This is a genomic window from Sphingomonas rubra (assembly GCF_900115745.1).
Lineage (GTDB): Bacteria > Pseudomonadota > Alphaproteobacteria > Sphingomonadales > Sphingomonadaceae > Sphingomonas > Sphingomonas rubra.
Window position 1 is genome coordinate 1 of the sequence record NZ_FOXP01000012.1, and the last position, 17826, is coordinate 17826.

Below are 17826 nucleotides of genomic sequence, written 5' to 3' on the forward strand. Positions count from 1 at the left end.
GCCGACGCCTTGCGCAGGATCTCGTTGGCCTGGCGCAACTCGCGGTTCTCCCGCTCCAGCGCCTTCATCCGATCGGCGACATCGCTCGGCACCCCGGCACGCGTGCCGCTGTCGACCTCAGCCTTCTTCACCCACTCGTGCAGCGTCTGGCCCGCACACCCGATCTTCGCCGCGATCGACACGACCGCTGCCCAGCGGGAGGGGTGATCCTTCTCGTGATCCAGCACCATCCGTACCGCCCGGGCGCGCACCTCAGGCGAAAACTTATTCGTCGTCTTGCTCGTCATAGCCCCTTCCTCTCAGGAGTTGGGACCTCCGACAAACCCGGCGCGGTTCACTGCGCCACAGCGTGTTGAGACAATCCGCCTTGGTGGTCGGGCCATCGCGCGGGCCGATCACCAGCCGGACACGCGGGTCGCCGTCGGCGACGGCGCGGGCGGCGGCGATACAATCGGGGTCGTTGGGATACAGACCGACATAGATGCGGTAATCGGCATGGTCGAAGCGAGCGAGCGCCGCGCGCAGCATGCCGCCGATCACCGCCGCCTCGTCCCAGGCGGGTACGAACACCGCCACCGTGCCCCTGTTGGTCCAGTTCGGCAGGTTCGCGACGCTCCAGCGCCCCATGCCGCGCCGATGGACGTGTCGCATCAGGAACAGCAGGTCGATGCCGAGATCGTCCAGCCCGCCGATCAGCAGTCCCACCGCGGCGAACAACATCGCCTCGAACGCGAGCACATCCACGATTGCCAGCATGCCCCTCCCCTTTCGCGTCCGAAATGAAGGGTTTCACATTAAAAATTCTCGTCGAAACCGGGTGGAATTAGGTCCACTTTGGCAGCGAACCCAATGGGACGGTCATGCGTTTGACCGCCGATCCCTTTCCCCTTTCGGGATCGGAGCCGACCCAAGCACGGCCCGGCCGCGCCGATGCGTAGCACGCGGCGCGGCCAAATCCGTCGATGCGACGCCGCCGCGTCTCGCCGGGTTGGTATTCAACGCTACGCCTCATCATCCACCCCGGCGAAGGCCGGGGGCCAGCGGGGAGACGCGAACGGTCGGTCGTTGCGCCTCTTTCACAACCTTCCCGACTGGACCCCGGCCTTCGCCGGGGTGAAAAAATGCTGAACGTCGATCCGTCCTAATCCGCCGCACGACCGGTCAAGGGCCGGTGCGGCCGCCCGCGCCGCCCGCCGGCCCGCCGGCCGCGCCGACCGTGCCGATATTGCCGAACAGATCTTCGAAGAAACCGCGCTGGCGACCCAGCGTCGGTGTCGTCTTGCCATATGGTGAGACCCGCGCGACCTGGTCGACGCCCGATCGCCTGACCGCCGTCACCGTGCCGGCCGGGTCGAAGCTGATCTGCAACGTGATCTGCTCGCGCACGCGCGGGGTCTGGAAGCCGTAGTTGCGGTTGTCGCGCGCGACGTAATACCAGTCGCCGCCGCCCGCGCCGAACTGGCTGGCGAGGGTGGGCGTGCCCAGCACCTGCTGCACCGACTGGCGCGTGTCGACACCCGGCTGGACGGAATTCACCAGATCCGCGTCGACGATATAGCCCTGGTGCGAGCGGAGCGGCGCGCAGCCCGCGGCGCCGATACCCGCGATCAGCGCGAGGCAGAGGGCAGCATGACGCATGATACGGTGAACTCCTCGCGGAAACGCTGGTCGACCGGTCACACCGGGGCGGCCCGCCCGCGATTGCATCGGCCGCCATTCGGCTCGATATGCGAGGGCGCGGCGGCGCACAAGCCGCCCACCTATCACAAGTGGCGGGAAGCGACGGATTGGGCTGGATCGACAGGCTGTTGGGGCGCGACACGCGCGACGAGGCGCTGCCTCTCTACAACGCGGTGGTCGCGCGCGCGCGCCAGCCGCACTGGTACGTCGAGGGGGCGGTGCCCGACACGCTCGACGGCCGCTTCGACACCATCGCCGCGGTGCTGTCGATGGTGATGCTGCGCCTCGAGACGGAGCCCGCGGGCGCGCAGCCGGCGGTGCACCTGGCGGAGCGGTTCGTCGACGACATGGACCCGCAGCTGCGCCAGATCGGCATCGGCGACATCGTCGTCGGCAAGCAGATGGGGCGGATGATGGCCGCGCTGGGCGGGCGGCTGGGCGCCTATCGCGACGGCCTGGCGACGGGCCGGCTGGAGGAAGCGCTGGTCCGCAACCTGTACCGCGGCACCGCCCCCGCCCCCGCCGCGCTGGCCCACGTCGCCGCGCAACTGCGCGCCGTTCACGCCGCCGCGACCGCGACCCCCGTCGCGCAACTGGAACAGGGAGTGCTGCGATGACCCCCGAATGGAGCCGGCGCGAGCGGCTGGACGCGATCGGCGTCGACGAGCGGCACGTCGCGATCGAGGCGGACGCGGACGAACGCGCCGCCCTGGCCGCGCGCTTCGGCCTGTCCGCCATCGAGCACCTCGCCGCGCGCTTCGCGATCCGGCGCGACGGGGCGGGGATCACCGCCACCGGCCGTGTCGAGGCGCGGGTGGTGCAGCCCTGCGTCGCCACCGCCGAACCGGTCGAGACGGCGTTCGACGAACCCGTATCGCTGCGCTTCGTCGAGCCGCAGACGGGCGGCGATCCGGACGAGGAGATCGAGCTGGGCGGCGACGCGCTCGACACGATCGAGATCGAGGGCGGCGCGATCGACCTGGGCGAGGCCGCGGCGGAGACGATGGCGCTGGCGATCGACCCCTTTCCCCGCTCGCACGGCGCCGCCGCGACGTTGAAGGCGGCAGGCGTGGTCTCCGACGAGGAGGTGCGTCCCGCCGGCGCACTTGCCGGCCTCGGCGCGCTGCTGAAAAGTCATAACACGGATCAGTAATCAGGCCGCCCGCGGTTCGGCACAAGGTAATTGCGACCCGCTCTCATTTGATCGGTGCTTTGTAATGCAAACGAACATTTGCCGGTCCATGTCGTCGTCTTGCTGCGCGCAGAGATGCAAGAATCGCGAATGATCATTTTACCCAGCACATCCGGTACGATCGGCTCGACCGTTGACGATCACGTGGACATCACGGCATCGATACAGCTGACAACGAAGATCGTTACTGGTTCGATCGTCGCACTGAAGAGCTCTTTCCTCGAACTGTCCCAGTTTATGTCCATTTTGGCTGTTGACGGGAGAGTAATGACGGGTAGGAAAGGCTCAGAAGGAGAATAAGCGTGAGCGATACCGATACCGACACCAACGCAGTCGAACTGGCGACCGAGCTGACAATTGCGTGGTTGGGCAATCCCAATACCCGTATCTCGGCCGAAGAAGTTCCGGCGTTCCTCGGCAAGATGCACGAGACGGTGTCGGCGCTGCTCGGCAGCGGTGAACAGCCCGCCGCGTCGCAGCCGACCGAAGAATACACGCCCGCCGTCAGCGCGCGCAAATCGCTGGCGTCGAAGGACCACATCATCTCGATGATCGACGGCAAGCCCTACAAGACGCTGCGCCGCCATCTCGCCACCAACGGCATGACGCCCGCCGAATATCGCGAGCGTTACGGCCTGAAGCCCGATTATCCCATGGTCGCCGAGAATTACTCGGAGAGCCGCCGCGCGATGGCCAAGAAGATCGGCCTCGGCCGCAAGCCCGGCGCTGGCGGTGGCAAGCACAGCCGCAAGGTGGCGGAGCCGACGGCGGAGTAATCGTCGGCACGACGGCGGATGGGAAGAGTGACCTTCCACCCGGAACAGCGCCCGCGCGGGTCACCGCGCGGGCGTTCTCGTATGGACGGCCGATGCGACGGTGATCGCCGTAGCAAGATGACGTGATGTCGATCCATTCGCCCCGAGCAACGTCGAATGGCCGGGCACGAACGGTTTCGAGGGAGCCCCGCCCACTCAGCTCCCGAACGCGCCGCGACGGTACAACAGCGTGATCGCCACGCGCCGATTGCGGGGGTCCATCGGCGCGTCGCCGATCATCGGCTCGCGGTCGGCGACGCCCTCGATCCGCTCGAACCGGCCTTCGGGAATGCCGCCCAGCGCCAGGCGGCGGCGGGTCGCCTCGGCGCGGCCGGTGCCGAGCGTCCAGTTGTTCATCGCGCGCGGGTCGCCGTACGGCACGCTGTCGGTGTGGCCGCGGATCATGATCGGGTTGGGGGTGGCGCGGATCGACGCGGCGATCAGGCCGATCAGCTCCGCCGCGCGCGGATCGAGCGCGGTCGTGCCCATCGCGAACATCGAGTAATCGGCGCTGTCGACCAGGTCGATGCGCATGCCGTCCTCCGTGCGCACGAAGCGGACGTGGCTGGCAAGCTTGGCCAGCTGGGCGGAGCCCGCGATCTGCGCCATCACCTGCCGGCGCATCGCCTCGAACGACTTGGCATCCTCCGCGCGGCTGGCGGGGGTGGAACGCACCGAGCCCTTCTTGCCGAAACCGCTCTGCGGCCCCTGCGTCTCGCGGGAGGCGCTGACGCCCATCGAGGCTAGGCGCGCCGCCGCCGCCTGCGGCCCGGTCTTGTTGTTGGACATGATCGACTCGCCGCCCATCGGCCCCGACCCGCCGATCCCCTTGGAATGCGAATCGATCAGGGTCGGCGCGAAGTAATCGGCGATGCCCTTGCGCTTGTTCTCGTCGGTCGCGCCGAGCAGCCACAGCAGCAGGAAGAACGCCATCATCGCGGTGACGAAGTCGGCATAGGCCACCTTCCACGCGCCGCCGTGATGGCCGCCGTGCCCCTCGATATAGACCTTCTTGACGATCACCTTGGGCGGGACGTTGGCCCCGTGCGGCGCGGCCTTGGCCATTTACCGTGCTCCTTCGGAGCGGCGGCACCGATCGAACATCACTTGCCCCTCAGCCCGTCGAACACTTCGGCGAAGCCAGGCTGGTTCTTGTGGGCGATGCCGGCGCGCGCCGCCTCGATGACGAGCGGCTGCGGATGGCCGTGGAGCGAGGCGATGATGATCTGCTTCACCACGTCGTAGATCGCGCCGTCGGCGTCGATCACCTGCTTCAGCCGGCCGGCGAGCGGCGAGACGATGCCGTAGGCGAGCAGCACGCCCATGAAGGTGCCGACCAGCGCCGAGCCGATCATGCCGCCCAGGATCGCGGGCGGCTTGTCGATCGAGCCCATCGTCTTGACGATGCCGAGCACCGCCGCGACGATGCCGAGCGCGGGCAGCGAATCGGCGAGCGAGTTCAGTGTGGTGTGCGGCCCCTCCACCTCGTGGTGGTGCGACTTGATCGAGTGATCCATCACCTCCTCGACCGCGTGCACGTCCAGCGTGCCCGACGACACGACGACGAGGCGCAGCGTGTCGGCGATCAGCGCGATCAGCGTGTGGTCCTTCAGCAGCTTGGGATATTCGGCGAACACGGCGGAGGATTGCGGGTCCTCGACGTGCGGCTCCAGCGCGATCGGGCCTTCCATGCGCAGCATCTTCATCAGCTTGGAGACGAGGAAGATCGTGTCGAGATAATCCTGCTTCTTGTACTTCGGCCCCTTGAACACCTTGGCCAGGCCGCCGCCCATCGCCTTCAGCTCCTTGCCCGAATTGCCGATGATGAGCGCGCCCGCGGCGGCGCCGCCGATGATGAGCATCTCGTGCGGAATGGCGTGCATGACGGGGCCGAGCGCGCCGCCGGTGACGGCGAAACCGCCGAACACCATGACGAACAGGACGACGAGGCCGATGGCAGGAAACATGAAACTATCCCGGTCGCGCCGGCACGGGTGCCGGACTGCTATGCTGCGTGGTTAACCGGATTTCCTCGCCAACTGGTTACCGGCGGAGGAAGATTGTTGGGCTGGCGGCCCGCCCCCTCGCTTCGTCACCCCGAGCTCGTCCCGGGGTCCAGGGTCAAGCAGCGTCGGCGCTCGTTGCCCTGGATGCCGGGACGAGGCTCTCCTGAGCTTCGCCGAAGGGCCCGGCTTGACGGTGGTGAGCGGCGCCCGGCGTCAGCGCAGGTAGGAGAAGAGCGACAGCGCCTGGAGCTTGCTGAAGCTCGCCTGCGTCGCCGACAGGATCGTCATCGTCTTCTGCATCTCCACCACCGCGGCGGCGATGTCCTTCTCGTCCATTCCCTCGATGCCGATGCGGTCGGCCTCGCGCTCGACGCCCGTGTCGGCGAGGCGGGTCTGCTCCATCTCGACGCGCGCGGCACGCGCGCCGAGCGAAGCCTGGACGGTCGAGACCTGCGTGCCCGCCGCGGCGAGATCGTCGATCGCGGTGCCCATCGCAGCGTCGTCGGTGCCGGGCTCCTTGAGCGCGGCCGACAGCGTCGCGAGCAGCTGAAAGACGTCGCCGTCGCCCACCTTGAACACGCGCGCCGCCGCCTCGCCGGTCTGCACCGCCTCGCCGTCGCCGATCGGGATCGACGCGCCGGTGGTCGTCGCCAGCGTGTAGCCGCCGCCGGGCTCGGGCGTAGCCCCCGCCTCGCCGTTGATGCCGCCGAACAGATACTGGCCGCGCGCGTCGCGCCGGTTGGCGAGGCTGGCGAGGCTCTCGCCGATCGCGTCGATCTCCGCGGCGATGACGGCGCGGGTCTGGTCGCTCTGGGTTCCGTTCCTGGCCTGGATCGCCAGCTCGCTCGCGCGCTGGATCTGGGTGTTGATCGCGGTCAGCGTGGTGTCGGCCTGGTCGAGGCCGCTTGCCGCCAGCTTGAGGTTGCCGGCATAGGCGGAGTCGCTGGCGGCGTCCTTCGCCATCGAGCGCAGCCGCTGATAGGCGGCCGAGTCGGACGACGGCGCGGCCAGCTTCTTGCCGGTCGCCAGCTGCGTCTGCAGCTCGTCCACCCTGGACGACAGCGCTCCCATCCGCGCCTTGTTGCGGTCGTAGAACTGCGTGGTCGAGATGTTGCCCAGCGAGTAGGTCATCAGCGGATCTCGATTATGGTCTGGAAGATGTCGCGCGCGGCCTGGATGACGCGGCTCGACGCCTGATAGGCCTGCTGGAAGCGCATCAGCTCCACCGCCTCGACGTCGAGGTCGACCCCCGATGCCGAGTCGCGCGCCGCCACAGCATTGTCGCGGATCGCGCCCTGCGCGTCGGCGACCAGCTTCTTCTGCTCCAGCGCGGCGGCGTTGTCGGTGACCACCGCGGTGATGCCGGCTTCCCAGCCGCCGCTGTTCCGCGCCGTCTCCAACGCGGCAAGGTTGGAGGCGTCGCGGCTGCCCGCGGGGGAGCCGAGCGCCGCCGCGGCGAGCTTGCGCGGGTCGGTGGTCGCCAGCGTCATCGCGGTCGGCGGATCGCCCGGCTCGAACAGCTTTTCGCCCTTGACGCCGTCCAGGTCGGCGCCGTTCTGCTGCACCGCGTTGACCTGCGTCACGAAACTCGTGGCGATCTCGTCCAGCCGCTTGGTCGCGGCGACCAGCCGGGCGGCTCCCTCGACCACGCCGGCGAGCGCACCGCCGCCGGGGGTGAGCACGTCGGGCTCGCCGCTGCGCTGCACCGCGAACGACACCGCACCGTCCTCGTTGCGGTTGAACGACACGCGGCCGGCCTCCGTACCAGCGACGAAGACGGGGCCGGACGTGTCGCCCAGCTTGACCTGTACCCGGCCCAGCGCGTCGAACTGCGTCGACACGTCGGTGATCGCGCTCATCTGGTCGAGCAGCTGGTCGCGCTGATCGGCGAGCTGCGCGGCCTGGCTCGACCCCGGTTGCGCGCGCCCCAGCCCGTCATTGACCTGCGCGAGCGCGGTGCCGAGCGAGTTCAGCGTCGACACCGACCGCTCCGCACTCGCGTTCAGTTCCTCCGTCGCGCGGGCGAGCGCCTGGCCGGTCTGGCGGAACGCGGTGGCCGCGCCCTGCGCCTTTTCCAGCAGCACCGCGCGCGACGGCACGGAGGTGGGATCGGCGGCGAGCGACCGGCCTGCGGTGAAGAAGTCGGTGATCCGGTCGCCCAGCTTGTTGCCGGTCATCGCCGACTCGATCTCGCCCAGCCAGGTGGCGCTGGTCTCCGTGCGGCCCAGATCGGCGCTCGACTGGCGCACCGCCTGCGATCGGTACACGTCGCCCTGGCGGACGACGCCGCCGACGATCACGCCGTTGCCCTCCACCGACCGCGCCGAGCCGCCGGTGACCGCGACCTCGCGCAGCTCCGTGGTGCGGCGCACGTACCCCGCGACGCCGGTGTTGGCGATGTTCTCGCCCACCGTCGACAGCGCGGTCTGATACGCGCGCACGCCGGAAGCGCCGATCGAGAGGAGGTCACTCATGACCGGCCGTTATCCGGTGGAGTCGTCAACGTTTGATGAATCGCCCGATCCTGCCGAAGCAAGCGCTTGCGAGCGACCGAGGAAGTCGGTCATCGCCTTGCCGATGCCCAGCGGCGTGTGCTCGGCCATCTGCTGGACCAGCTTCTGGTCCTGCATGTCCTTGAACGTGTCGAGCGCCTTTGAATCGAACAGCGGCTCGGCCAGCTTGGCGGCGCGCATGCTCTTCAGCATCATGCCGGTGAACACCGCCTCGAACTGCTTGCCCGCCTTGTCCAGATTCTCCTTGGTGGCGAGCCGGCTGGTGTCGGTCGAGACACCTTGCGTGGACGAGATCGCGGAAAGCTCGGTCACAGGACGATCAGCTCCGCCTTGAGGCTGCCGGCCTCCTTCAGTGCCTCCAGGATCGCGACCAGGTCCGCGGGCGACGCGCCGATCGCGTTCACCGCCTTGACCACGTCGGCGAGCTTGGGACCGGGGGCGAGCAGGAACATCGGCTTCTTCTCCTCGTCGATCGCGACGCCGGAGCGCTGCTCCACCACGGTCTGGCCGTTCGAGAAGGGTGCGGGCTGGCTGATCCGCTGGTTCTCGTCGATCCGCACCGTCAGCTTGCCGTGCGTCACCGCCGCCGCACTGACCCGCACCGCGGAGTTGATGACGACGGTGCCGGTGCGCGCGTTGACGATCACCTTGGCGGGCGGCTCGGCGGAGACGACGTCGAGATTCTCGATGGTCGACATCAGCGTCGCGCGGCGGTCGGCGCCGACGGGCGCGCGCACCGCGATCGACACGCCGTCGGTCGCCTCGGCGGTGCCGAAGCCCAGCGCCTTGTTGATCGCGCCCGCCACGTTCTGCGCGGTGGTGAAATCGGCACGGGCGAGGTTGAAGGTCAGGGTCGGGGTCTGGTCGAACCCGGTGGCGACCGCGCGCTCCACCGTGGCGCCTTCGGGAATGCGACCGGTGGAGGGGACGTTGACGACGATACGGCTGCCGTCGGCCCCTTCCGCACCCAGCCCGCCGACCGCGAGATTGCCCTGCGCCATCGCGTAGATCTGCCCGTCGGCGCCGAGCAGCGGCGTGAGGATCAGGCTGCCGCCGCGAAGCGACTTGGCCTTGCCCATCGACGCGACGGTGATGTCGAGTTTCTGACCGGGCTTGGCGAAGGGCGGCAGCTCGGCGGTGATGAGCACCACCGCGGCGTTCTTCATCCCCGGATTGACCCCCGGCGGCAGTTGCAACCCGAACCGGCTCGCCACCGCCTTGAGCGACTGGACGGTGTATTCGAGATTGTCGTCCCCCGTACCCGGCAGGCCGACCACCACGCCGTAGCCGGTCAGCTGGTTGGTACGGATTCCTTGGAACCCGCCCAGGTCCTTGATGCGGTCCGCCGAGGCGGGGGTCGCCAGCACGAGCGCGGCGAGGCAGACGATGAGAAAGCGGAGCATATCCCCTGCTACCCGCGCCATGGTTACCGAAGCGCTAACTTCCCCGAGAGGGCGGCCCATCAGAACGGACTCACCACCGAGAAGAACCGGCTGAGCCACCCCTGCCGGCTCGCCCGCGCCACGTCGCCCTTGCCGGTATAGGCGATCTGCGCGTCGGCCACCCGCGTCGAGGCGACGCGGTTGTTGAGGTCGACGTCGGCGGTGCGCACGATCCCCTTGATCCGCACGAACTCGTCGCCGCGGTTCAGCGTCACGCGCTTCTGCCCCTGCACCAGCATGGTGCCGTTGGGGTAGACCTCCGCCACCGTCACCGACACCTCGCCGGACAGTGAATTGGCCTGGTCGGTCGAGCCCTTGCCGTCGAACCCGCGGTCGCCGCTCGCCGTCGCCTCGACGCGGTTGAACAGCGCCAGCGGCCCCATCGCGGGCGGGGTGATGCCTAGGCTGCCCTGGCTGTCGAGCTTGGACGAGGCGGATTTCGACGCCGCCGTCCGCTCCACCAGCACGATGGTCAGCGGATCGCCGACCCGGCGCGCGCGCCAGCCCTCGTAGAGCGCGCCATATCCCTGACCGGCGTCGAAGATCGATCCCGTGGCGGGCGCCGGGCGCGGTGCTGCCGGCACGGCGCGGGCGGCGGAATAATCCTCCACCGGCTGCTTCTTGCCGAACAGCCCGGCATGGGCGGCGGTCGGCGCCACCGCGGCGAAGACCAGCGCGGCGGTCGTCGCGGCGAGGGCGATCTCGACCCAATAGGGGGCCGATCGGGGAGCTTTGGAGGCCATGATCCGCTTCAGACGTTCTGGTTGATGTATTTGAGCATGTCGTCGGTCGCCGAGATCATCTTGGAATTGACCTCGTAGGCGCGCTGCGTCTCGATCATGTCGACCAGCTCCTGGACGACGTTGACGTTGGACGCCTCCAACATGCCTTGGCGCACGCGGGCGCGACCGTCCTCGCCGGGAACGCCCAGATTGGCGGCGCCGGACGCGGCGGTCTCGGTCAGGTAGTTGTCGCCGACCGACTGGAGCCCGGCGGGGTTGGGAAAGCTCGCCACCTGGATCTGGCCGAGCTGCGTCGCCTCGGTCTGGCCCGGCACCGTGGCGGAGACGGTGCCGTCGCCGCCGACCGTGATCTGCGTCGCGTTCGCCGGCACGGTGATGCCGGGCATCACCTGATAGCCTTCGCTGGTCACCAGCAGGCCTTCCGCGGAGCGCGAGAAATTGCCCGCGCGGGTATAACCCAGCGTCCCGCCTGGCATCTGCACCTGGAACATGCCGTCGCCGTCGAGCGCCAGGTCGAGCGAGTTGTTGGTCTGCTGCATCGACCCTTGCGTCTCGACGCGCGAGGTGCCCTGCACCTTGACGCCGGTGCCCAGATTCAGGCCGGTCGCGTACTTGGTCTCGCTGGTCGACTGCGCGCCGGCGGCGGTGACCACCTGGTACGACAGCGTCTCGAAATTGGCACGGTCGCGCTTGAACCCCGTCGTGTTGACGTTGGCGAGGTTGTTGGAGATCACCCGCATGCGCGTGTCCTGGGCGTCGAGCCCGGTGCGCGCGATGTGCATGGCCGAATAGCTCATGGTCTATTCCTTGTTTCCGTTCGGGCCGAGCGAAGTCGCAGCCCATTGTTCGTGGCACGTCCCTCGCCTTGGCTCGGGACGAACGGCGGGGGTGGGGTCAGCTCGGCAGGCGCATCACCGATGCGCCGCTCTCGTCCATGTCCTTGGCGGACTTCATCATGTTGGTCGCGATCTCGTAGGATCGCTGGTTCTCGATCATGTCGATCAGCGACTGCGTCATGTTGACGTTGGAGCCCTCCAGCGCGCCGCCCGCGACGCGCGCGTCCAGGTTCGCCGGCAGCGTGCCGCCGCCGCGCACGTAGAGGAGGTTGTCCAGCCCCTTGACCGTGTCGGTCCCCTTGGCGGAGGCGAGCTTCAGCCGGTCGACCACCTGCGGCGTCGCGTCGCCGCTGGCGGGCACGACCGAGATCGTGCCGTCGCCGGCGATCGTCACCGAGCGATACGGCGGCAGGGTGATCGGCCCGCCCTCGCCCATCACGATATGGCCGTCGCCCGTCTGCAACACGCCCGATGCCGCGACCTCCAGGTCGCCGCGGCGGGTATACGCCTCCTGCCCGTCGGCGGCCTGCACCGCCAGCCAGTCGTCGCGCCCCGCCACCGCCACGTCGAGCGGACGGCCGGTCTGCTGCATCGCGCCGGGTGTCCGGTCGGCGTCGGTCACCTCTTCCGAGGTCGGCGAGCGCGCCTCGATGCGCGCGCCCCCGCCCTTCAGCTCGATTCGGTCGAACACGACGCGGTCGGCGCGAAAGCCCGTGGTGGACGCGTTCGCCATGTTGTTGGCGATCGCCGCCTGCGCCGCCATGTGCGCGCGCAGGCCGGTCGCCGCGGTATAGACGAGTTTGTCCATCGGTCCTTCCTGGCTCCCCTCCCTGCAAGGGAGGGGCTGGGGGTGGGTGCGAGGCGAAGCCGAGCCTCCACCGCTTGTTCCGGGCGTCGGGCCGGCGCTGACGCGCCGGCACCCACCCCCGCCCCCTCCCTTGCAGGGAGGGGAGGATCATCAGCTGCGGATGTTGAAGCCCAGCAGCGTCAGCTGCGAATATTAAAGATGGTCTGCGAGACCTGGCTGGCGGTATCGAGCGCCTTGGCGTTCGCCTGGAAGTTGCGCTGCGCCGCGATCAGGTTGACCAGCTCCTCGGTGATGTCGACGTTGGAGCCCTCGATGGTGCCCGACATCAGCTTGCCGAAGCCGTCCGCCGCCGCCGAGCCGAGCGAGGCCTCGCCCGACACGCCGGTCGCCTCCCAGTAGGCGGCGCCGGTCTGGCGCAGGCCGGTCGGGGTGGAGAACTTGGCCAGCGCCACCTTGCCCAGCGGCACGATGTCGCCGTTGGAGAAGCTGGCGCGGATCAGGCCGCCGTCGGTCACGGTGACGCCGGCGAGCTGGCCCACCGCGATGCCGTCCTGCTTCTTGGCGTTGACCGCGAAGGCCGACGACAGCTGCGTCGAGCCGGCGAGGTTGAGCGACACCGTCTGCGCCGCCGCGCCGGAGGTCGGCGCGAATTCGTTGAAGGTGATGGCGGCCGCGGGCGTCTTCAGGCTGCCCTTGTCGTCGTAGACCAGCTCGACCTTCTGGTCCTTGCCCGCGCCCACCGACATCTGCTGGTCGCCGATGAAGGTGTAGACGTCCCAGGTGCCGGTCGTCGCCGCCTGCGCCGCCACCGGCGGCGGCCCCGCCGACTCGGGCACCGCCGAGGTGCCGCCCTTGGTGCGGACATAGTAGCTGGTCATCGTCATCGGGTTGCCGTTGGCGTCGTAGACGCGCTGCGCGACCGAATTGTTGTACGTCGTCGTGTCGGTGCGGTCGAACTTGTAGTCGGCCGCGTCGCCCTTGACGGTCGAGGTCGACGACAGCTGCACCGCGGTCTCCACCTTGCTGGTCGCCTTGGGCGTGCCGCTGGTCTGCTGGATCTGCAGGTTGGTCAGGCCGGTCTTGCCGGTCGCGGTGACGTTGCCGTCGCTGTCGACCGGGTAGACCATCAGGTAGCTGCCCTGCGCGTCGACGACGTTGTTGTTCGAATCGACCGAGAAGCTGCCGTTGCGGGTGTAGTTGACCGAGTCGCTGGTGCCGGTGCCCTTCATGATGAAGAAGCCCTCGCCGACCAGCGCCAGGTCGAGCGCGTTGCTGGTCGTCTGGAGGTTGCCCTCCTTGAACTGCTGCGTGTTGCCCTTCACCACGACGCCGGAGCCGACCATCTTGCGCGGGTCGGTCGACACGCTGGACGCGATCACGTCGGCGAATTCGGTGCGGCTGCGCTTGAAGCCGGTGGTGGAGACGTTGGCCAGGTTGTGGCTGATCGTCGCCATGTCGGTCTGCGAGGCCTGGAGGCCGGAGAGCGCGGTGTAGAAGGACATTGGGGAAACTCCTGCGTGAAGGGGGTCAGGCGATCGAGCGGATCGCGGAGGTCTTGACGGTGCCGATGCCGGTCACGTTGAGCGTGGCGTCGCCGCTGGCGGGGACGGAGACGGAGTCGACCGGCGCCCAGACCAGGCCGCGCGCGGTCACCGTCTTGCCGGCGTTGGCGGCGTCGACGGTGACCGTGTAGGGTCCGGCGTTCAGCTTGTTGCCGGCGCCGTCGGTGCCGTCCCAGTCGTAGGTCGCGGCACCCTGGGCCTGCCTGCCGAGCTGCATGGAGCGGACGACGTTGCCGTTCTTGTCGGCGATCGTCACGTTGACGTCGGTCGCCTCGCCGTCCAGCTCGACGGCGCCGGTGATGCCGCCGGACGCGCGCTCGTAGGCGGTGTCGCCCTCGGTCAGCACGGTCTTGCCGACGAAGCCCATCGCATCCGTGGCGCTGGTCGATCCCAGCTTGGTCGCCAAGCCCTTCAGCGTGACGTTCATCTCGCTGATGCCGGCGACGGACGAGAACTGGGCCATCTGGGCGACCATCTGCGTGTTGTCGACGGGGTTGAACGGGTCCTGGTTGTTGAGCTGCGCGGTCATCAGCTTCAGGAAATCGGACTGGTCGAGCGACGACTTGGCGCCCGCCGACGAGACCTTGGAGGCCATCTTGGCCGAGTAGGCGTCGATGCCCGGCTGCGTCGCGTAGGTGGTGTCGATGACGGACATGGATCAGCGCCCCATCTTGAGGGTGTCGATGATGAGCGACTTGGCGGTCTGCATCACCTCGACGTTGTTCTGGTATCCGCGCGCTGTCTCGATCATGTCGACCAGCTCGCGGCTCTCGTCGACCGCGGCGTCGAAGACGTTGCCGTCCTTGTCGGCCATCGGATTGGCGGGGTCGTAGCGCTTCACCGGCGCCTCGCCGGCGGCGACGACGCGCTCCACGTCGACGGTCGCCATGCCCGACGCCTGGTCGAACGCGGTGCGGAAGACGGGCTTCATCGTCTTGTACGCCGCCTCCGCCGAGCCGGCCGAGTTGCCGGCGTTGGCGAGGTTCGACGCGGTGGTGTTCATGCGGACCAGCTGCGCGCTCATCGCGCGGCCGGCCACCTGGAAGATCGTCATCGGGGTGGACATCATTCGCCCTTCAGCGCGCGGGTGATCTGGCCGATGCGGCCGTTCAGGAAGGAGAGCGTCGTCTGGTACTGGACGGCGTTCTCGGCGAAGGCGGTCTGCTCGGCGCTGAGCTCGACGGTGTTGCCGTCCATCGATGTCTGCGTCGGCACGCGGTACTTGGTGGCGGCGGCGATGCCGCCGTCGGCGCCGCCCTCCATCGACTGGAGCGCCGCCTGGAAATCCACGTCGCGCGCCTTGAAGCCGGGGGTTGACGCGTTGGCGATGTTCGACGCCAGCACGCCCATGCGCTGCGAGCGCACCGCCAGTGCCGCGCCGTGAACCCCGAACAGACTGTCTCCCGCCATGGCAGGCCTCCGATGCGCCCCATTGCGCTCGGTTCGGGATAAGCAACCGGCGTGCCAGTTTCGTCGCGACCGGCGCGAAGGCGTCGATTGCCGGGTGGCGGCAAGGGAGGCGGCAAACCGTTGCCGGGTTCGCGGCAAGGTGGTTGCCGGGAGGACGTCCATTCGCACGAAGACTCTAGAGATGGATGACGTGAGGTCGACCCACTGCCGTTCGTCCTGAGGAGAGGCTGAGCGAAGTCGAAGCCTCGTCTCGAAGGACAGGTGCTTCGAGACGGCATTTCGACAAGCTCAATGCCTCCTCAGCACGAACGGTTTGATGGAAGGTCATCTTCTTCGCGTCCTCGCGCGAACACCTCCCTTCTCCGCTCCCCAAACCAACTGGCCCGCCTCTTGCACAACGTCCGCGCATGGACCCGACCGCCTTTATCGACCCCGCGGCACTCGCCATCGTCGGCGGCGGCACACTGCTCGCCGCGGCGCTGCGCACGCCCGCGCGCGACCTGGCACGAGCGGGAAAGGCGCTGAAGGTGCTGCCGCGCACGCTGTTCGCCGCCGCGCCCGCGCTGGCGCAGCTCACCGCGCTGTCGCGGATCGCGCAGCGCCACGGCGTGATCGCCCTCGATCGCAGCGTCGTCGCCGATCCCGACCTGCGCGCAGGCGTCGACGCGGTGGTCGACGGGGCCGCGCCGGAGGAGGTGGAGGCGCGCCTCCACACCGCGCAGGCCGAGCGGGCCGCGCGCCACGCCGTCGCCGCCGACGTGTGGGCCGCCGCCGCGGAGACCGCGCCCGCCATGGGCATGGTCGGCACGCTGGTCGGCCTGGCGCGGATGTTCGCCGAGATGGAGTCGACCGCCGCGGTCGGTGCCGGCATGGGCGTGGCGCTGCTCGCGACGCTCTACGGCGCGCTCGCCGCCAATCTGCTGCTGATGCCGATCGCCGCGCGCCTGCGCGCCGCGGCACGGGTGGAGGCGGCCGAGCGGGCGACGCTCGTCGCTCCGCTGGTCGCGCTCGCCCGGCGCGAGGCGCCGCGCCGGCCGTTGCAGAGCGTCGCGTGAACCCCTCCCGCCCGCTCTGGCTGGTGACGCTCGCCGACCTGGCGCTGCTGCTGGTCGGCTTCTTCGTGCTGTTGCAGGTCCGCGGCGACCACCGCGCCCTCGCCCAGGCGCTCCACGCCCGGTTCGGCGACCCCGCGTCCGCAGAGGAGGCGATCCCCCTCGCCGCCGAGCGCGTCGCCGGCTTCGCGACAGGCAGCGCCACCCTCCCCGCCGACCCCGCCCAGCTGCGTCGCTGGGCCGCCGAGCAGTTTCGCGACCCGCGCGTCGTGCTCACCGTCACCGGCACCGTCGACGGCTCGGCCGGCGACGTCGACCCCCTCACCCGATCGGGCGTGCTCCTCGCCGCCGACCGCGCGCGCGCCGTCGCCGCGACCATCGCTCCCCTCTCCCCGTCGCGCGTCCGCGTCGCCACCGCGACCGACCCCCATGCCGCCATGGCGCGCGCGGTCACCGTCACGCTCGGCTTCGCCGGCGAAAGGACCAGCTCATGATCGCCCTTCTTCTCGCCGCCGCGGCGGTGCCGCAGTTCCAGGACATCGCCGCGCTCGACCGCGCCGTCGCCGCCTTTACCGGCCGCCCGCAGGGGGCCGAGGGCGGCGCGCGCACCGCGATCGACGCGCGCCTGCGCCTGCGCACCTGCGCGACGGTGGCGCTGTCGTGGCGCTCCGACGCGCACGACGCGGTGGTGGTGAGCTGCACCGGCCCCGACTGGCGGCTGTTCGTCCCCGTGCTCGCACCCGTCGCAGCACCGACCGCCGCCACGGCCCCCCGTCTCGCCGCGGCGGTGAAGGCCGAGCCGGTGATCCGCCGCGGCGACCCGGTGGTGATCGAGGCGGGTTCCGCCGGTTTCTCGATCAGCCGCGAGGGCGTGGCCCTGACCGACGCCGCGCCGGGCGCGCGCTTCACCGTGCGGGTCGAGGATGCCAGGGCGCCGGTTCAGGCGGTGGCGGTCGCGCAGGGCCGCGCCACCCTGCCCGGATGGGGCGAATAAAAATTCCTAAAGGCTTCTCCGTGCCGGTCGTTTCCGCCTGTGTCAGCGAGGAACCGAAAGGTGCGGACCATGGTGGACCCGATCGGATGGAAGGCAACGGCGCCCCTGGCGCGAAGCAGCGTGTCGACTGCCCCGACAACGGGTGCATCGATCGCGACGCCGATCCGCGCCGCGGAGATCGACCCGGCCAGTACCGGCGCCAGCGCCAGCGCCAGCGCCAGCGTGGCGCAGCAGATGTCCGCCGAGGCGCCCGTCGACGGGGAGCGCGTGGCGCGGATCAAGGCGGCGATCGCCGCCGGCAAGTTCCCCATCCTGCCGTCGACCATCGCCGACCGGCTGCTCGCCTTCAAGCTGGAGTGGAACGGCAATGAGTAGGCGCGACGCACTCGTCCGCGTGATCGACGCGCTGCACGCGGAGATCGCCGCGCTGAAGGACAACGACGTCGCCGCGCTGGAACGCGCCACCGCCGACAAGCTGGGCGGTATCGACCTGCTCAGCCAGCTCGGCACCGGTCCCGCCGGCCCCGAGCTGCGCGAGCTGGCCGACGAGGCGAACCGCCTGAACGAGACCTGCCGCATCTACGTCAACCTGATGGCGGCAAATACCCGCCGCCGCCTGCAAACCCTGACCGGCGACGGCTTTGCCGGCCACCGCCCGATGATGACGGCGTACGCGTAACTCTACGTCGTCGTGCCGGTGTAACTCTGCGTCACCCCGGACTTGATCCGGGGTCCATGGTGCCGCAAGCGCGCGGCAAGAGGCTCAAGCCGCA

General features: G+C 69.4%; 24 protein-coding genes. 8 read left to right on the forward strand and 16 right to left on the reverse strand.

Annotation, left to right across the window (positions count from 1 at the left end; translation table 11 throughout):
• The 3 genes from BM145_RS14165 to BM145_RS14175 form a co-directional block, all read right to left on the reverse strand.
• A partial coding sequence (locus tag BM145_RS14165) for a transposase (RefSeq protein WP_143090197.1) occupies nt 1–287 on the reverse strand: 287 nt, incomplete at its 3' end.
• On the reverse strand, nt 265–756 hold the full coding sequence (locus BM145_RS14170; RefSeq protein ID WP_093334327.1) for a glycosyltransferase: 492 nt from the start codon (nt 754–756) through the stop codon (nt 265–267). The genes BM145_RS14170 and BM145_RS14165, both read right to left, overlap by 23 nt.
• A 405-nt stretch (nt 757–1161) precedes the next feature.
• Nucleotides 1162–1638, reverse strand: coding sequence for an outer membrane protein assembly factor BamE (locus BM145_RS14175; protein ID WP_177200224.1), 477 nt, complete (start codon nt 1636–1638; stop codon nt 1162–1164).
• A 131-nt stretch (nt 1639–1769) separates the two neighbouring features.
• On the opposite strand from BM145_RS14175, the gene BM145_RS14180 reads away from it, so the two are divergent.
• From BM145_RS14180 to BM145_RS14195, 3 genes are all read left to right on the forward strand, one after another.
• A complete protein-coding gene (locus BM145_RS14180; RefSeq protein ID WP_425441102.1) occupies nt 1770–2297 on the forward strand; it encodes a ubiquinol-cytochrome C chaperone family protein in 528 nt (175 codons plus the stop codon).
• On the forward strand, nt 2294–2833 hold the full coding sequence (locus BM145_RS14185; RefSeq protein ID WP_093334329.1) for a YceD family protein: 540 nt from the start codon (nt 2294–2296) through the stop codon (nt 2831–2833). The genes BM145_RS14180 and BM145_RS14185 overlap by 4 nt, the downstream gene beginning before the upstream one ends.
• A 341-nt stretch (nt 2834–3174) precedes the next feature.
• Complete coding sequence (locus BM145_RS14195) at nt 3175–3648, forward strand: Ros/MucR family transcriptional regulator (RefSeq protein WP_093334331.1); 474 nt, start codon at nt 3175–3177, stop codon at nt 3646–3648.
• A 195-nt stretch (nt 3649–3843) separates the two neighbouring features.
• Here BM145_RS14195 and BM145_RS14200 read toward each other — a convergent pair whose 3' ends face one another.
• The 13 genes from BM145_RS14200 to flgB all read right to left on the reverse strand — a co-directional run bounded on the left by BM145_RS14200 (nt 3844) and on the right by flgB (nt 15007).
• Complete coding sequence (locus BM145_RS14200; RefSeq protein ID WP_093334332.1) at nt 3844–4752, reverse strand: flagellar motor protein MotB; 909 nt, start codon at nt 4750–4752, stop codon at nt 3844–3846.
• 38 nt (nt 4753–4790) lie between these two features.
• Complete coding sequence (motA, locus tag BM145_RS14205; RefSeq protein WP_093334333.1) at nt 4791–5654, reverse strand: flagellar motor stator protein MotA; 864 nt, start codon at nt 5652–5654, stop codon at nt 4791–4793.
• Nucleotides 5655–5906: 252 nt separating this feature from the next.
• On the reverse strand, nt 5907–6824 hold the full coding sequence (locus BM145_RS14210) for a flagellin N-terminal helical domain-containing protein (protein WP_093334334.1): 918 nt from the start codon (nt 6822–6824) through the stop codon (nt 5907–5909).
• Nucleotides 6824–8167: a flagellar hook-associated protein FlgK gene (gene flgK, locus BM145_RS14215; RefSeq protein WP_093334335.1), complete on the reverse strand. Its 1344-nt coding sequence runs from the start codon at nt 8165–8167 to the stop codon at nt 6824–6826. The genes BM145_RS14210 and flgK overlap by 1 nt, the downstream gene beginning before the upstream one ends.
• Nucleotides 8168–8176: 9 nt before the next feature.
• On the reverse strand, nt 8177–8518 hold the full coding sequence (locus BM145_RS14220; protein WP_093334336.1) for a rod-binding protein: 342 nt from the start codon (nt 8516–8518) through the stop codon (nt 8177–8179).
• Nucleotides 8515–9609: a flagellar basal body P-ring protein FlgI gene (locus tag BM145_RS14225; protein ID WP_093334337.1), complete on the reverse strand. Its 1095-nt coding sequence runs from the start codon at nt 9607–9609 to the stop codon at nt 8515–8517. Before BM145_RS14225 ends, BM145_RS14220 begins: the two co-directional genes overlap by 4 nt.
• Nucleotides 9610–9668: 59 nt before the next feature.
• Nucleotides 9669–10391: a flagellar basal body L-ring protein FlgH gene (locus tag BM145_RS14230; protein WP_093334338.1), complete on the reverse strand. Its 723-nt coding sequence runs from the start codon at nt 10389–10391 to the stop codon at nt 9669–9671.
• An 8-nt stretch (nt 10392–10399) separates the two neighbouring features.
• Nucleotides 10400–11188: a flagellar basal-body rod protein FlgG gene (gene flgG, locus BM145_RS14235; RefSeq protein WP_093334339.1), complete on the reverse strand. Its 789-nt coding sequence runs from the start codon at nt 11186–11188 to the stop codon at nt 10400–10402.
• A gap of 97 nt (nt 11189–11285) precedes the next feature.
• Nucleotides 11286–12035 (reverse strand): flagellar basal body rod protein FlgF, encoded by a 750-nt coding sequence (locus tag BM145_RS14240; protein ID WP_093334340.1) that lies wholly within the window; start codon nt 12033–12035, stop codon nt 11286–11288.
• A 179-nt stretch (nt 12036–12214) separates the two neighbouring features.
• The gene (locus BM145_RS14245) at nt 12215–13537 is read right to left on the reverse strand and encodes a flagellar hook protein FlgE (RefSeq protein WP_093334341.1); all 1323 of its coding nucleotides are present in this window, start codon (nt 13535–13537) and stop codon (nt 12215–12217) included.
• Between the two features lie 25 nt (nt 13538–13562).
• Nucleotides 13563–14252, reverse strand: coding sequence for a flagellar hook assembly protein FlgD (locus BM145_RS14250; RefSeq protein WP_093334342.1), 690 nt, complete (start codon nt 14250–14252; stop codon nt 13563–13565).
• A 3-nt stretch (nt 14253–14255) separates the two neighbouring features.
• On the reverse strand, nt 14256–14663 hold the full coding sequence (flgC, locus tag BM145_RS14255) for a flagellar basal body rod protein FlgC (RefSeq protein WP_093334392.1): 408 nt from the start codon (nt 14661–14663) through the stop codon (nt 14256–14258).
• On the reverse strand, nt 14663–15007 hold the full coding sequence (gene flgB / locus BM145_RS14260) for a flagellar basal body rod protein FlgB (protein WP_093334343.1): 345 nt from the start codon (nt 15005–15007) through the stop codon (nt 14663–14665). The genes flgC and flgB overlap by 1 nt, the downstream gene beginning before the upstream one ends.
• 407 nt (nt 15008–15414) lie before the next feature.
• On the opposite strand from flgB, the gene BM145_RS14265 reads away from it, so the two are divergent.
• From BM145_RS14265 to BM145_RS14285, 5 genes are all read left to right on the forward strand, one after another.
• A complete protein-coding gene (locus BM145_RS14265) occupies nt 15415–16062 on the forward strand; it encodes a MotA/TolQ/ExbB proton channel family protein (RefSeq protein ID WP_093334344.1) in 648 nt (215 codons plus the stop codon).
• Complete coding sequence (locus tag BM145_RS14270) at nt 16059–16553, forward strand: hypothetical protein (RefSeq protein WP_093334345.1); 495 nt, start codon at nt 16059–16061, stop codon at nt 16551–16553. Before BM145_RS14265 ends, BM145_RS14270 begins: the two co-directional genes overlap by 4 nt.
• Nucleotides 16550–17053, forward strand: a complete 504-nt coding sequence (locus BM145_RS14275; protein WP_093334346.1) for a flagella basal body P-ring formation protein FlgA — start codon at nt 16550–16552, stop codon at nt 17051–17053. The genes BM145_RS14270 and BM145_RS14275 overlap by 4 nt, the downstream gene beginning before the upstream one ends.
• Before the next feature lie 69 nt (nt 17054–17122).
• The gene (gene flgM, locus BM145_RS14280; protein ID WP_093334347.1) at nt 17123–17428 is read left to right on the forward strand and encodes a flagellar biosynthesis anti-sigma factor FlgM; all 306 of its coding nucleotides are present in this window, start codon (nt 17123–17125) and stop codon (nt 17426–17428) included.
• A complete protein-coding gene (locus BM145_RS14285; protein ID WP_093334348.1) occupies nt 17421–17732 on the forward strand; it encodes a flagellar protein FlgN in 312 nt (103 codons plus the stop codon). The genes flgM and BM145_RS14285 overlap by 8 nt, the downstream gene beginning before the upstream one ends.
• Nucleotides 17733–17826: the final 94 nt, after the last annotated feature.